The sequence below is a fragment of the Peribacillus simplex genome (assembly GCF_030123325.1).
In the GTDB taxonomy this organism is placed as follows: domain Bacteria; phylum Bacillota; class Bacilli; order Bacillales; family DSM-1321; genus Peribacillus; species Peribacillus simplex_D.
On record NZ_CP126106.1, the window covers coordinates 3829848 to 3843221 of the forward strand.

Below are 13374 nucleotides of genomic sequence, written 5' to 3' on the forward strand. Positions count from 1 at the left end.
TACTATATATTGTGTTTGTTTTGAATAACTTTTTATTTTGTCAAACGATAAATCAATTAATATAGTTAGCAAAAGGGAGGAAAATGTCGATTTACAATAATTTTTCATCAGATTTCAATTAATTTGGACCTTGCTTTTTCCCCATCCCTTTTAGGGCTTATCCCTGCAAGGGATGGGTTATTTGGTCAAACAAATCTGAAAAAACTTTTTTATTAATCACTCTAATTATCCCGCTTCGTCTATCTCATGAAATTCCATTCATCGCTTTCATATTTGCTTTCTGCAATGGCCTTCACTTCCAGCAATTGCTTTTCAGTTAGGACGTATGGCTCTAACTCGATCGAAAGTCCTTCGGCAAAACCTTTTTCAAAAGCTTCTTTCGCTTCAGGGATGGTAATCTTTCTCCCAGCAATGTCATTTATGGCCACAGCTTTATTTTTCAGGTTTTTTTGCATTCTCTCTTTAACCCTGTCATTTGAGAATTTAAATACGCTAAAGAGCTTATCATCATCAAGTTCAAGCAAAATGGACCCGTGCTGAAGGATGACGCCTTTTTGCCTGGTTTGAGCGCTGCCAGCGACCTTCCTGCCCTCGACGACCAGTTCATACCAGCTTGGAGCATCAAAACAGACGGAAGACCTGGGCGATTTTAAAGCCTCTTTTTCCTGATCGGTTCGAGGCACGGCAAAATAAGCATCCAATCCCAGATTCCTGAATCCCATTAATATTCCTTCAGAAATAACACGATATGCTTCAGTAACGGTAGTTGGCATTCCCGGATAGGATTCTGGAACGATTACGCTATAAGTCAATTCATGCTCGTGCAGTACCGCTCGTCCTCCTGTTGGCCTGCGAACAAATCCAAGGCCCTGCCTTTTGACCTCTTCCAAATCAATTTCCGCTTCAGCCTTTTGAAAATAACCAATCGACAATGTCGCTGGATCCCAGCCGTAAAAGCGTATGATTGGCGGAATTCCCCCTTTGCTTTGCCAGTTTAACAGTGCTTCGTCCAACGCCATATTAAAAGCCGGTGAACAATACCCCGAATCTATAAAACCCCATTTATCTTTAGTCATCCTTACCCCTCGTTTCAATAGACTGTTTTTCAATCCCCCACAAAAAACTCACATGTAGTAGTTTAACAGACTTTAACACTCTAAAAAAGAAAGTGCCATCAAGTCGATGAAGAATTTTGATGAAAATTCTTTTTGATTATTGGGTAAAGCAATTATATAATAAAGATTGTCTGTATTCGTTAAGGTAGAAGGGAGTTTTTATGTTTGGAAATATTATATACACTGCTCATCATCTTAGGAGTGGTTATTGCGTATTCACTTTTTAATTGGTACCGCCAGCGTAAAATCGTTAAAACATTAACACAGGACGAATTTATCGCTAACTACAGAAAAGTGCAGCTAATCGATGTGCGGGAACCGAATGATTTCGATAATGGTCATATCTTAGGCGCAAGAAACATCCCTATGACTCAAATGAAAACGCGCTTGGTCGAAATTAGGCCGGACAAGCCTGTATATTTGTACGCTCAAAGCGAAATCATCAGCGGAAGAGCTGCAGCCATGCTATACAAAAAGGGCTACAGGGAACTTTTTCACCTAAAGGGCGGTTTCAAGATGTGGACCGGGAAAATCAAAGCAAAGAAATAAGACCCCATCTCCGCATGGGCTCTTTTAAATTAAAAAGCCTTCTTGTGCATCATGCGGGCTCTAGGAAAATGAAAGTTAACTGTTGGACTTTAATGAATTCTTACATAAACATGAAAAATCCCCGCCGGCAGGCAGGGATTTTTTCGTGTAAGCTATCAGTCTAGGCTTGATAGCGCAGAACAGGTTTTCTTGCAGCAAGAGTTTCATCAAGCCGCTTTATAACGGTTGTATGCGGAGCTTCCTGAACGATTTCAGGGGTTTCTTCCGCTTCCTTGGCAATCTGGATCATCGCATCGATGAACGCATCCAGCGTTTCTTTTGACTCGGTTTCAGTCGGTTCTATCATCATTCCTTCTTCCACGTTTAACGGGAAGTAAATGGTTGGAGGATGATACCCGAAATCCAGCAATCTTTTGGCTATATCGAGAGTCCTTACCCCTAATTTCTTTTGACGGCGTCCGCTTAATACGAATTCATGCTTACAATGACGATTATATGGTAAGTCAAAAAATGGTTCCAACCTACGCATCATATAATTGGCATTGATGACCGCATTCTCGGTGACGGCTTTAAGGCCATCAGGACCCATTGACCGAATGTACGTATATGCCCTCACGTTTATCCCGAAATTACCATAATAAGGTTTTACCCTGCCAATGGATTGCGGGCGATCATAATCAAGAACGAATTGCTCACCTTGTTTGACCACAAGCGGTTTAGGCAAGTAGGGAATCAAGTCCGACTTCACCCCTACAGGACCAGAACCCGGGCCGCCCCCGCCATGCGGGCCTGTGAATGTTTTATGGAGATTTAAGTGAACCACATCAAAGCCCATATCACCCGGTCGTGCTTTTGATAGGACTGCATTCAGATTGGCTCCATCATAATAAAGTTTCCCACCTGCGTCATGGACAAGTTGTGCCATTTCCAAAATGTTTTCTTCAAACAATCCCAATGTATTGGGGTTCGTCAGCATCAAGGCCGCCGTATCCGGTCCGACAACACGCTTTAAATCTTCCAGGTCGACCAACCCATTTTCATCCGACTTCACTGTAATCGTTTCAAGTCCGGCAACAGTTGCAGAGGCAGGATTCGTACCGTGTGCAGAATCAGGTACAATCACTTTAGTCCGTTCTGTATCGCCATTCGCTTCGTGAAAAGCGCGAATCATCATCAATCCAGTCCACTCACCGTGAGCACCTGCTGCAGGCTGTAATGTCACTTGGTCCATCCCGGTGATTTCCGTTAAGTGTTCCTGCAAATCAAATAATAATCCCAATGCTCCCTGAACAGTAGCCGGATCCTGATATGGATGGATATGGGCAAAACCGTTGAAGCGTGCCACATTTTCATTTATCTTCGGATTATATTTCATCGTGCATGAACCCAGCGGATAAAAACCCGAATCCACCCCATGATTCCGTTTGGAAAGTGCTGTATAATGACGCATGATATCCAGTTCGGACACCTCAGGAAGCGCTGCCTCTTCTTCACGGATGTAATCGGCAGGAAGAATTTCTTCGAGCGGAATAGTTGCAACATCCATTTCTGGCAGACTGTATCCGATTCGACCGGAAGTACTGATTTCAAAAATGAGTGATTGATCTTGATTATTCATGTTGATCCCCCAATTCCTGCGCAAGTGCATCGATTTCTTCTTTTGTTCTAAGTTCAGTTACCGCCACCAGCATATGGTCTTTCAGCTCAGGATAAACCGTCCCTAAATCGAAGCCGCCGATCATCCCTTTTTCAAAAAGGTTTTTATTGATTTCTGAAAACGAAGCAGGCAGTTTAATGACAAATTCATTAAACGAAGGACCGTCGAATATCACTTCCACCCCTTTTGCCATAATTGCTTTTTTCGCATAATGCGCTTTTTGAATATTTTGCACGGCCATTTCTTTGACACCTTTTTTGCCAAGCGCGGTCATTGCAACAGAGGCTGCCAAGGCATTCAAAGCTTGATTGGAACAAATGTTGGATGTGGCTTTGTCACGGCGAATGTGCTGTTCACGAGCTTGGAGCGTCAGTACAAACCCTCTTTTTCCATTTTCATCCACCGTTTGACCGACGAGTCGGCCCGGAACTTTCCGAACAAGTTTATTAGTAACGGCAAAATAGCCACAATGAGGTCCCCCAAATGCCGCTGGAATGCCGAATGGCTGGGCATCCCCCGTTACGATATCTGCACCGAGTGCACCAGGGGATGTCAAAGCTCCCAATGCAAGCGGGTTACTGGAAACGATAAACATGGACTTGACTCCATGAATGATTTCCTCCATTTCTTTCAATGGCTCGATGCGGCCAAAAAAGTTCGGATATTGCACGATCACTCCTGCAATGTCATCATTCGCCAATTCCCTTAAAGCAGCTAAGTCCGTCACACCGTCTTTATAAGGAATTTCGACCACTTCCACGCGTTGCCCTTTCGCATATGTCTTCACAACTTCTCTTGATTCAGGATGAACGGTCCCTGAAATGAGAATCTTCTTGCGTCGTGTCTGGCCTGAAGCAAGCATGGCTGCTTCAGCTAACGCCGTCCCGCCGTCATACATGGAGGAGTTAGCTACATCCATGCCCGTCAATTCACATATCATCGTTTGATATTCAAAGATCGCCTGAAGCTCGCCCTGTGAAATTTCAGGCTGATAGGGTGTATAAGCCGTATAAAACTCAGAACGGGATAAAACATGATCGACGATGACCGGTGCGTAATGGTCATAGACACCCGCACCAAGGAAGGAAGCATAGTTTTTAAGGTCCGCATTCTTGGCAGCAAGCCTTGATAATTCTTTCATCAATGCAGGTTCCGATTTAGCAGGCTTAATATCGTATTCTCCTTGAAAACGAACGCTTTCAGGGATATCATTGAAAAGTTCTTGAACAGTAGATACCCCTATCACTTCCAGCATTTCTTGTTTATCTTGCTCTGTCATGGGTAAATAACGATGTTTCATCTAATGACCATTCCCCTCTATTTACGTGGTTTTTTATAAAAAGGTGTTTGTATTATAACGGCTTTCAAACGTTTGGAACGGATTTCCACTTCGACTTCCGCATCCAGCACCGAAAATTCCTTATCGATAAGTACCAATCCCACGTTTTTCTTCAACGTTGGTGATTGTGTACCGGTCGTGACCTCGCCAATGACCTTATCACCGCTGTAGACCTTATACCCATGACGTGGAATGCCACGGTCAATCATTTCAATTCCCACAAGCTTGCGGGGAGCTCCTTTCTCCTTTTGCTCAGCAAGAACGGCTTTCCCGAAAAAATCCATTTCCTTATCCACTTTCACTGCAAAACCAATACCGGCTTCCAGCGGGGTGATGTCCGCTGAAAGCTCCTGCCCATACAGCGGCAGTTTCGCTTCAAAACGCAGGGTATCACGAGCACCTAAACCAATCGGCTGAACCCCCTCTTCCTTTCCGGCTTCCATAATCGCCTTCCATAGGGCAGGGCCATTTTCACTGTCGCTATATATCTCAAAACCATCTTCACCAGTGTATCCAGTACGGGAGACCAACGTGGAGATACCGTTAATCAGGACATTTTCCTTGAACTTGAAAAATCCAATTTCACTTAAGTCAGTATTTCCCGATAGTTTTTGTAATATCTTTTCTGCAGATGGCCCTTGAAGTGCCAGCTGTGTATAGTCACTCGATACATTCGAAATTTGGACATCTTCCGTTAAATTAGCTTGCAGCCAATTGAAATCCTTTTCTGTATTCGCTGCATTGACCACGAGCAGATAGTCGTCCTCAGCCCTTTTATACACGATAAGATCATCAACCGTGCCTCCGTTTTCATAACACATGGCGGTATATTGGGCACCGCCCTGTTGCAGCTTTGATATATCATTAGTCAGCATCTTCTGTAAAAAGGCACGGCTCCCAGGACCCTTAACATCGACTTCCCCCATATGGGAAACATCGAATAACCCCGCTTTTGTACGTACGGCTTCATGTTCGTCCTTTATACCCGAAAATTGGACAGGAAGTTCCCAGCCGCCAAAATCAATCGTTTTACCTCCGTATTCACGATAAACCTCAAATAGTGGTGTTCTTTTTAAATTGGTCAAAAAATGACCCCCTTCAGATTTTTTTAAAAATAATTGGCTTCATTATCAAAAGCTTCTTGTCATTACGCTTCAGGTATATCCTGATTCATGATGTGAAAAAAGCACAAAAAAGGACAGAGAAAGCCCGTTTGAGCTTTTTCTCTGTCCTGAAACCTGAAAGTTTACCTATGTAATAGGTTTTCCCCTTTGGTGGCCGTCCCAAACGGGCGGCGCTCTCCAGAGTTGCGTCCAATAAGAGTTCTTTTGCCTGAGAGATTCACTGCTAAGTTTGCTCCTTCGGCGCTACATCCGTAGTCTCTCCCCTTATCTTCACCCGCATATGAATGGTCTGCCAATGAAAGGAAGCGAAATAGCCCCAAGCATCGGTAAAACCTTTGAGCATCATGGAATGCATTCTCTGCCAATTCTCCTAAAACTTCAGAAACCGTTTGAGTGATCTCCTTCAGTAATCTTGGATAAATTAGGAGCCTATAGCCCATACTAAGAAAACGCGAACTGCAAAATCGATGTACAAAGATTCTTTGTAGCGTTTGGAAATTGGAATTTTCTAAATATACTTATATCCTACCCTAAGAAACTTATCTCTGCAATATCTTTTGAAGAGAAATATTTTTCTTATTTCACATACGAAATGTTCGGGTTTTGACCTTTTATTAAGGAAATTATGATTTAAGAGGGAGTTATTTCTATGAAAATCAATATATCCTTCAATTCTGAATGGAATGACGAGTTTCTGCAAAAAATGGAAAACGACGGTCCATGGGGAAATTGGGAGCTTTATAAGTTGGCGGTTCAAATGGAGGAAAACCTTATCATCCCTGATTTCGAAGGTTTACAGGCGCCCAAGCACCTTCCGCAGTTAACCCCGCTTCCCCATCAATTGGAAGCAGCCAAGCAAGTGGTGGAAAAGATGAATGGAAAGGCCATTTTAGCCGATGAGGTGGGGCTCGGAAAAACAATTGAAGCAGGCTTGATCCTAAAAGAGTATATGATTAGGGGGCTTGTAAAAAAAGTATTGATCCTTGTTCCAGCCTCCCTTGTCACACAATGGGCTTTTGAATTGAATACCAAGTTTCATATACCGGCAGTCGTTCAGAGGAAAAGTTATGTTTGGGACTCCTGTGATGTGGTCATTTCATCCATTGATACAGCGAAACGCGTTCCACATCGAGATATCATTTTCACTCAGGAATATGACTTCATCATTATTGATGAAGCTCATAAACTTAAAAACAATAAGACGAAGAACTATGAATTCGTCCAAAATCTGAAAAAGAAATTTTGTTTACTCCTGACAGCCACTCCGATTCAAAATAAAGTCGAGGAGATTTTTCACCTCGTTTCGTTATTGAAACCGGGCCACTTGGGAAATGCCTCACTCTTTTCGGAAAAGTATAAAGGGAAAGGCCGGAACATCATTGAAGATGAACACCTAAAGGAACTGGTCAATACTGTCATGATTCGAAACCGGCGGGCCGATACTGGCATTGAATGGACAAAACGGCATGTGGAAACCATCACCATTGAATTTTCTCCAACGGAACAGGCATTGTACGATGCTGTTTCCAAATTCAAGCCTATTTCGGATGGATCAAAAGGAAGCGCCTTTTCGGCTCTCACTCTCCAAAGGGAAGCATGCAGCAGCAGAGAGGCGGTCTTTTATACTTTAAAGAATATGAAAGAAAAATATGATCAGCCTTCCCCTGACTTTTTGGCAAAGCTTGATGATTTATTTTCTAAAGTGAATGAAACAGTTCAGAACTCCAAAGCTGAAAAAGCCTTGGAACTGATCAAGAAAATTGATGACAAAGTGATCATCTTTACCGAATACCGGGCGACTCAGCTATATCTCCAATGGTACCTACAGCAGAATGGGATTTCTTCGGTTCCTTTCCGAGGCGGTTTTAAGCGCGGAAAGAAAGACTGGATGCGAGAATTATTCCAAAAGAATATACAGGTATTAATTGCAACAGAAGCTGGCGGGGAAGGGATAAACCTTCAGTTTTGCCATCACTTGATTAATTTTGACCTGCCATGGAACCCCATGAGGCTCGAACAGAGAATTGGACGGATTCACCGCCTTGGTCAGGAAGAAGATGTGATGATTTATAACTTTGCCACGAAAAATACAGTAGAAGAACATATTCTGAAGTTACTATACGAAAAAATAAATTTATTTGAAAAAGTAATTGGAGAATTAGATGATATTCTAACCAAACTGGATATCAATAACATTGAAGAATATTTAATCGATGTGGTCGGCGAGTCCAAAACAGAGGGCGAAATGAAAATCAAAATGGATAATTTTTCATCATTAATCCAATTCGCTCAATCAATGAAGGAAGGTGAGGTTCATGCAGCAACGGGAAATTCATGATTTTTTAATAACTTACTTTAAAGCCAACGATTGCGAAATACTGGATAATGCACCAACCCACCTTACAGTCCAATTGACGATTGATATGGATAAAGAATTAATGAATAGACCCTTTTATTGGCATTATCTAGAAAAAACAGGTGGCGTTCCGAACCCGGCACGGATGACTTTCATTACCGATCCAGAACAAGCTCCATCCGATTTAAAGGGAGAAATGATTCATTTTGGATCCCCACGCCTTCATCAGATCATTCAATCAACCAAAAAGCTGGCAGGGTATACTAGACTCTTTGAGGATACTCCTCCATCAAAAGGCGGCGGGAATAATCCTTTGTTTCCTTGGCTGACCCTGAATGTGAAAATATCCTATCAATGCGACCGTAAAAAAGATACTTTCATGTCGATTGGATTGAATTTAATCTCGGGTGAAATCAAGGAAGGGTTTCACCATCGGGTTTTACCGGTAAAGGTCACCCCCAAAATACCGGATTACTCCTTTACGCTTTCACCTTTGATCATGCCCAAGAGTGGATTGGCAAGACTGGATACATACATCAGGACCAGTTTCGAGGATGATGACCATTCCTGGGCGGAGGAAGCAATGCTGCGCTGGCAGAATGATTTGAATTTATTGGAGCATTTTTACAAGGATATGGACGAAAAAAGTGAGAGTTATTATACCGAGAAAGAAGCACTAAAAGCTCAATATGAACCCAATATCAGAATATCCATAATCAACGGAGGATTATTTTACCTTTCAGATAGGGCGTTAGGATAAGGCAAGAACGAAAAGAAACAGATGTCCTAAGTATAGGACATCTGTTTCACTTTTTGATATTTTTCCTTACGAACATCGACAAAGCAAAAGGGACAATGCCAAACCAATGGGACATACCATGATTTTTATCCTCTTTTCTGTGACGGCGCTTTTCTTTTCGTTCCTTTTTCGTCAGATTAAAATACTCGACAAGCTGCTGCGTCAGATATTTAATATAAGCGTTTGTAGACATATAAAATCATCACCCTATGCAAAGTATGCCCGGTTTACGCTCCTTTTATTCCTCCGCTTGTTCCCTGAACACGTGAACCTGCCGTGTTCCGTTTTAAAAGAGTGTTGATTTTGTGTATTACACAGCCTGCTTTTCCAACCATTCTTTCACTTTCCCCGCTTCTATATCGTATTGAATGATGACCCTGCCCTCGCGATCATTCTTTGTCGTGGAGGAAAACTCGATATATACGTAAGGACCTTCTTGTTTCATCAAGGAATACCGCACCACACCATTGGGATATGTAATTTCCCCCTGGATGATTTTTGGGATCTCTTCGCCCCACTCTTCCGTCACATCCTTGATGGCTAGATGGACAAGATGGTCGGCCACAAGCGATTCTTCCACTTCTTTATAGAACTTTTTATCAATGATAAACTGGTCTATCATCAGTATCGTGAACATGATGAAAACACTTGCTACAATCATGACCATCGGGAAAACGACTCCTTTTTGATTATTCATCGACTTTCGTAACATTCCTAATGAATGGGTGAAATCTTCGACTGAAGGTAGTCCCTGCTTTATCCGTTATATTTATAACAATGACACCGCCATCCTTCTCAACCCGGAATTCCGAAATATTCTGCAAGATGACCTCATGCCCCATTCCATTCACTCGTCTTCGGATCTTATCTTCATATTGTTCAAACGATGACAATTGATCACCTGAAAGCAAATATAATTTATTTCCCATTACATCCTGATCTTTGGAACTCCGGACCTCCTGCTTCATTTGCATGGTAAAGACCTCCCATTCTTTAGGATGCAATTTATCAACGGACCCCATCTGGGTGTGAATGATAGAAAAAAGCTATAGAACAAAAAGGGACGTCGTCATTAAAATCATTAATGAAAAAAGCATTTCGATCATCGTAAAGCCATCATTTTTTCGCAGCATCACAAATGGATTCCAGATTACCCGATTCATCTTCATAACGTACACACCCTTCAATCATTCCAGGGAAATCCCCATGGTCCTTCCAAACCAACTCATAGGATCTTTTTTTGTAAATGATTTCCTGACTAACTGCTTGTATCTCCCCATCCATGAACGCCGTCAATCTTTCATATAATAAATGGTGGGCTTCTGTCCTTACGGCAATATCTTTCCGATGCATCAATAATTCTTCAAGAATTGGTAAAATGGCAAGGACCAGGAATATACAAACGGCAAATGCGGCTATCAGCTCAAGGTAGACGTAACCTTTACAATTTCTCAATCCTGAACCTCCCTTTACCGATATTGAGGGTCAGCTTGTACTTTCCCTTTGAGGTGTCAATCATAAGCGTTCCGGCTTTTGAAGCATTTCCATACTGATTAAAATGAAAGCTGAACCCCAAAGTGCCACTTAAAAACTGTATATCCTCTGGTATGCTTCTCTCTAGAACGATTCCCTCCTTATAAGACGAAACGGTATAAACCTTTTTGGTATTATCGATATGGAGGTAAATCAAGCTCTCATGACTGATGGCATACTGTTGTGCATAGAAAAGATCTTCATGGAATTGAGATAGGAATAGCCTATTTTCCATTCCTTTAGTGAAGCTAGGATATAGATTAGGTCCGATGGAAATCAGGAGTACAAAAATAACGAGGACAATGAGGGTTTCAGATAGTGTATACCCCCCATTGGAATGCCGTATTTGCACGTCTCTCCTACTCAACGACCGTTATCTTTCCTTTACTATCCAAACTAATAGCATCCCCATTAGGACAGGATGTCTGTTTGAGATAGCCTTGAGTTTCCAATTCACCGATACTTCCGGGCAGTTTAGCATTGTCGATCTCATAAGCCTGTACCTGTGCTTGGGCCATCTTCACGAATGCTTCACATCCTTTAGACTGGATTGTAGATTGGTTCTTCGTGATATTGGGGATCGTTATAATCAAAAGGATGGATATTACCAGTAAAACAATAAGCATTTCAATTAGTGTAAAACCTCGTTCATTCATCATTTTCTTCAACATATCATCATGCTCCTGAAACCATCTGAATACCAGATGACCTTCGAGCATTTTCACCTCCGGAATACAAAAATGAAATCCTATATACCTTCGAGCAGTGAGAACATCGGCAGCAAAACTGCCAAATAAATGGATACGATCAAAAGACCTATAAGCGAAAACATAAGAGGCTGAATGATTTTCAAGATTGCATTCATTCTCTCTTCAATCCTCTCCAGTAAAAAACGACTGTAATGAAGCAGCTCCGCATCAAGTCTGCCGTATTTTTGACCATTTGCAGCGACCACCGGTAAATTCCGATCAAAATATGGGAGCTCCCGAAAAATCGTTTCAAGTGATCTGCCCTCGATTAAATCATCCTTAATGATATTGCATAGTTTTTGGTAAAAAGGCTGCTGTTGATTTATCGAGAATAATTTGATGCTATCGTTTATCGATAGCCCTCCGGAAAGCAAGCCACTGAATTGGCTGGCAAAAAAATAAGTTTCGTATAATTTGAGGAAGGTCCCGAATATAGGAATTCCCATCAAAATCCTTCGCTGCCTTAATGGGCACAATCCGTTAAACCAAAATCGTTTGAGTACATACAAGAATAGGAGCAATCCGAGAAATAAGAAGGGGAGTGCTGGAAGAATGAATGTGGAGGCTGACATTAATTTTAAGAGTGTGTGCTGATCGACATCCATCGTGAAATAGATTGTCTGGAATTTGGGAAGGAGAACACTCTGAAGAATATAAAAAACGATGCTTACAAAAAAGACTAAGAATACGGGATACACCATTAACTTTTTTACTTTATCCATATCCTCGGTTCTTTTCTTCCAATATCGCCCTCCTTCTTTCAACGCCCGTTCCAGGTCGCCATATTGTTCTCCATAAAATATATAACTTACAAGCTGCGGATGAAAATCAAGATGGCTCAGCACCATGTGCAACGGGTAACCGTTCCTTAAATCGGCTTTAGCCTGAGTGAAGTCTTCCGCTTTCTTCTTTGATTCCTGAAACTCAAGAAAATGTAAAGCGTCCGCTAATGGATAACCATGATTCAATAATTCACCTAACTTCGAAATAAAGACCGCCTGCTCTTTTACTTTCCATTTACTTTTTGGTTTCAACGTATACCAGCCGTTCGTATTCCTTGGAATCCACATAACCCATCGCAACCGCCTTTCCGATTTCATCCTTCAATTGGCGGTAGCTTACCGTTGCCTCTCCTCTTTCATCTCCCATTATCCGGAGAACCTCGGCCAGGCTTCTTCCATATAGCAATTCATATACACTTGCCCTTTTATTCCTGGCAGTCATTTTGCAAGGTAAAGCACAGTCCCCTTTACATGCAAGGCAACGCAATTCAACCAGCCGCTGTGCTGTCACGCCAATCAAACTCTGTTCAACCTCAAGCAAGCTCACACCAAATTCCAGTAACCTGGAGATGGCGCCCTGGGCGTCCCTTGTATGCATGGTTGTAAGTATCAAATGACCGGTCAATGCGGCACGCACTGCGATTTTGGCGGTTTCTGCATCTCTGACTTCCCCAACCATGATCACGTCAGGGTCATGCCTCAGAACAGCTTTTAGTCCGACAGAATACGTAATGCCCGCCTTTTCATTGATTTGGACTTGCAATACCTTTTCGGATACATTTTCAATTGGATCTTCAAGTGTAATAATATTTCGATTGATCATCTCTTGGGCATGGTGAAGCAGGGAATATAGTGTAGTGGTTTTTCCACTGCCAGTCGGACCGGTAAATATCAGCATGCCATGGGAATGCTTAAGGAGTGCAATCAATTTTTGAACGGTGCTTGGAAATAAGGATAACTGTTCTAGAGGAAGGATATTCTGTTGGGGTATTAAGCGGATGACCAAGCTTTCGAGATGGGCAGTGGGTAAAGTGGAAAGGCGGAGTCCGACCACCTGGTTAGCCAAATTGATGGTGATGGCACCACTCTGGGGCCTCCTTTTCTCCCCTATATCCATCGAGGCCAGGAACTTTAAATGAGCGATCAGCCTCTCAGCTTCAAAGAATGATAATGTTTCCTTTGGAACAAGCTTATTATCTATCCTGAATTGGATGAGAGGTCCCTCCCTGCGAAAAAAAATGTGAATATCCGATGCCGATTCCTGTACAGCACGGGTCAGTATTTTTTCTGCGGTCTTTTCAATCGATATCAATTCATTCATCACCTCCTATGTTCTTGTTGTATGGATTCGACAATCCACGACAAATTCCT

General features: G+C 42.2%; 16 protein-coding genes and 2 riboswitches. Of the genes, 3 read left to right on the forward strand and 13 right to left on the reverse strand.

Going from position 1 to position 13374, the window contains the following annotated elements:
- Positions 1 to 239: 239 nt before the first annotated feature.
- Positions 240 to 1076 (reverse strand): lipoate--protein ligase family protein, encoded by an 837-nt coding sequence (locus tag QNH43_RS18085; RefSeq protein ID WP_283915155.1) that lies wholly within the window; start codon positions 1074 to 1076, stop codon positions 240 to 242.
- A 204-nt stretch (positions 1077 to 1280) separates the two neighbouring features.
- On the opposite strand from QNH43_RS18085, the gene QNH43_RS18090 reads away from it, so the two are divergent.
- On the forward strand, positions 1281 to 1664 hold the full coding sequence (locus QNH43_RS18090; RefSeq protein WP_076365383.1) for a rhodanese-like domain-containing protein: 384 nt from the start codon (positions 1281 to 1283) through the stop codon (positions 1662 to 1664).
- Positions 1665 to 1824: 160 nt separating this feature from the next.
- Here QNH43_RS18090 and gcvPB read toward each other — a convergent pair whose 3' ends face one another.
- Genes gcvPB through gcvT form a run of 3 tightly spaced genes read right to left on the reverse strand, consistent with a single transcriptional unit; the run spans position 1825 to position 5745 of the window.
- The gene (gene gcvPB, locus QNH43_RS18095; protein ID WP_283915156.1) at positions 1825 to 3282 is read right to left on the reverse strand and encodes an aminomethyl-transferring glycine dehydrogenase subunit GcvPB; all 1458 of its coding nucleotides are present in this window, start codon (positions 3280 to 3282) and stop codon (positions 1825 to 1827) included.
- The gene (gene gcvPA, locus QNH43_RS18100; protein WP_076365379.1) at positions 3275 to 4621 is read right to left on the reverse strand and encodes an aminomethyl-transferring glycine dehydrogenase subunit GcvPA; all 1347 of its coding nucleotides are present in this window, start codon (positions 4619 to 4621) and stop codon (positions 3275 to 3277) included. Before gcvPA ends, gcvPB begins: the two co-directional genes overlap by 8 nt.
- A gap of 17 nt (positions 4622 to 4638) precedes the next feature.
- Positions 4639 to 5745: a glycine cleavage system aminomethyltransferase GcvT gene (gene gcvT / locus QNH43_RS18105; RefSeq protein ID WP_283915157.1), complete on the reverse strand. Its 1107-nt coding sequence runs from the start codon at positions 5743 to 5745 to the stop codon at positions 4639 to 4641.
- Between the two features lie 139 nt (positions 5746 to 5884).
- A riboswitch (glycine riboswitch) is annotated at positions 5885 to 5967 on the reverse strand.
- Positions 5968 to 5970: 3 nt separating this feature from the next.
- Positions 5971 to 6058: riboswitch (glycine riboswitch) on the reverse strand.
- A gap of 375 nt (positions 6059 to 6433) precedes the next feature.
- Here gcvT and QNH43_RS18110 point away from each other — a divergent pair.
- Both QNH43_RS18110 and QNH43_RS18115 read left to right on the forward strand, forming a co-directional pair.
- The gene (locus tag QNH43_RS18110; RefSeq protein ID WP_283915158.1) at positions 6434 to 8122 is read left to right on the forward strand and encodes a DEAD/DEAH box helicase; all 1689 of its coding nucleotides are present in this window, start codon (positions 6434 to 6436) and stop codon (positions 8120 to 8122) included.
- A complete protein-coding gene (locus QNH43_RS18115; protein ID WP_283915159.1) occupies positions 8100 to 8900 on the forward strand; it encodes a YqhG family protein in 801 nt (266 codons plus the stop codon). Before QNH43_RS18110 ends, QNH43_RS18115 begins: the two co-directional genes overlap by 23 nt.
- 46 nt (positions 8901 to 8946) lie before the next feature.
- On the opposite strand, the gene QNH43_RS18120 is transcribed toward QNH43_RS18115, so the two are convergent.
- The 9 genes from QNH43_RS18120 to comGA all read right to left on the reverse strand — a co-directional run bounded on the left by QNH43_RS18120 (position 8947) and on the right by comGA (position 13324).
- Complete coding sequence (locus tag QNH43_RS18120) at positions 8947 to 9132, reverse strand: YqzE family protein (RefSeq protein ID WP_063233067.1); 186 nt, start codon at positions 9130 to 9132, stop codon at positions 8947 to 8949.
- A 117-nt stretch (positions 9133 to 9249) separates the two neighbouring features.
- Positions 9250 to 9636 carry a competence type IV pilus minor pilin ComGG gene (gene comGG, locus QNH43_RS18125; RefSeq protein ID WP_283915160.1) on the reverse strand — a complete coding sequence of 129 codons (387 nt, stop codon included), beginning with the start codon at positions 9634 to 9636 and terminating at the stop codon, positions 9250 to 9252.
- Positions 9629 to 9961 (reverse strand): ComGF family competence protein, encoded by a 333-nt coding sequence (locus QNH43_RS18130; protein ID WP_283915161.1) that lies wholly within the window; start codon positions 9959 to 9961, stop codon positions 9629 to 9631. The genes comGG and QNH43_RS18130 overlap by 8 nt, the downstream gene beginning before the upstream one ends.
- 24 nt (positions 9962 to 9985) lie before the next feature.
- Positions 9986 to 10108, reverse strand: a complete 123-nt coding sequence (locus QNH43_RS27855; protein WP_434060128.1) for a prepilin-type N-terminal cleavage/methylation domain-containing protein — start codon at positions 10106 to 10108, stop codon at positions 9986 to 9988.
- Positions 10056 to 10394, reverse strand: a complete 339-nt coding sequence (locus tag QNH43_RS18135) for a hypothetical protein (protein ID WP_283915162.1) — start codon at positions 10392 to 10394, stop codon at positions 10056 to 10058. Before QNH43_RS18135 ends, QNH43_RS27855 begins: the two co-directional genes overlap by 53 nt.
- Positions 10381 to 10824: a competence type IV pilus minor pilin ComGD gene (gene comGD, locus QNH43_RS18140; protein WP_283915163.1), complete on the reverse strand. Its 444-nt coding sequence runs from the start codon at positions 10822 to 10824 to the stop codon at positions 10381 to 10383. The genes QNH43_RS18135 and comGD overlap by 14 nt, the downstream gene beginning before the upstream one ends.
- A 7-nt stretch (positions 10825 to 10831) precedes the next feature.
- Positions 10832 to 11131 carry a competence type IV pilus major pilin ComGC gene (gene comGC / locus QNH43_RS18145; protein ID WP_283918393.1) on the reverse strand — a complete coding sequence of 100 codons (300 nt, stop codon included), beginning with the start codon at positions 11129 to 11131 and terminating at the stop codon, positions 10832 to 10834.
- 89 nt (positions 11132 to 11220) lie between these two features.
- Positions 11221 to 12255 carry a competence type IV pilus assembly protein ComGB gene (gene comGB, locus QNH43_RS18150; RefSeq protein ID WP_283915164.1) on the reverse strand — a complete coding sequence of 345 codons (1035 nt, stop codon included), beginning with the start codon at positions 12253 to 12255 and terminating at the stop codon, positions 11221 to 11223.
- Positions 12239 to 13324: a competence type IV pilus ATPase ComGA gene (gene comGA, locus QNH43_RS18155; RefSeq protein ID WP_434060129.1), complete on the reverse strand. Its 1086-nt coding sequence runs from the start codon at positions 13322 to 13324 to the stop codon at positions 12239 to 12241. The genes comGB and comGA overlap by 17 nt, the downstream gene beginning before the upstream one ends.
- Positions 13325 to 13374 lie beyond the last annotated feature (50 nt).

What these genes read in the sequence shown, in the direction of transcription:
- QNH43_RS18110 (WP_283915158.1), top strand. Translation starts at nt 6,434, where the DNA reads ATGAAAATCAATATATCCTTCAATTCTGAATGGAATGACGAGTTTCTG.
- comGA (WP_434060129.1), bottom strand. Translation starts at nt 13,324, where the DNA reads ATGAATGAATTGATATCGATTGAAAAGACCGCAGAAAAAATACTGACC.
- gcvPA (WP_076365379.1), bottom strand. Translation starts at nt 4,621, where the DNA reads ATGAAACATCGTTATTTACCCATGACAGAGCAAGATAAACAAGAAATG.
- comGG (WP_283915160.1), bottom strand. Translation starts at nt 9,636, where the DNA reads ATGAATAATCAAAAAGGAGTCGTTTTCCCGATGGTCATGATTGTAGCA.
- QNH43_RS18115 (WP_283915159.1), top strand. Translation starts at nt 8,100, where the DNA reads ATGCAGCAACGGGAAATTCATGATTTTTTAATAACTTACTTTAAAGCC.
- QNH43_RS18130 (WP_283915161.1), bottom strand. Translation starts at nt 9,961, where the DNA reads ATGGGGTCCGTTGATAAATTGCATCCTAAAGAATGGGAGGTCTTTACC.
- comGC (WP_283918393.1), bottom strand. Translation starts at nt 11,131, where the DNA reads ATGATGAATGAACGAGGTTTTACACTAATTGAAATGCTTATTGTTTTA.
- QNH43_RS18120 (WP_063233067.1), bottom strand. Translation starts at nt 9,132, where the DNA reads ATGTCTACAAACGCTTATATTAAATATCTGACGCAGCAGCTTGTCGAG.
- gcvPB (WP_283915156.1), bottom strand. Translation starts at nt 3,282, where the DNA reads ATGAATAATCAAGATCAATCACTCATTTTTGAAATCAGTACTTCCGGT.
- QNH43_RS27855 (WP_434060128.1), bottom strand. Translation starts at nt 10,108, where the DNA reads ATGAAGATGAATCGGGTAATCTGGAATCCATTTGTGATGCTGCGAAAA.
- QNH43_RS18085 (WP_283915155.1), bottom strand. Translation starts at nt 1,076, where the DNA reads ATGACTAAAGATAAATGGGGTTTTATAGATTCGGGGTATTGTTCACCG.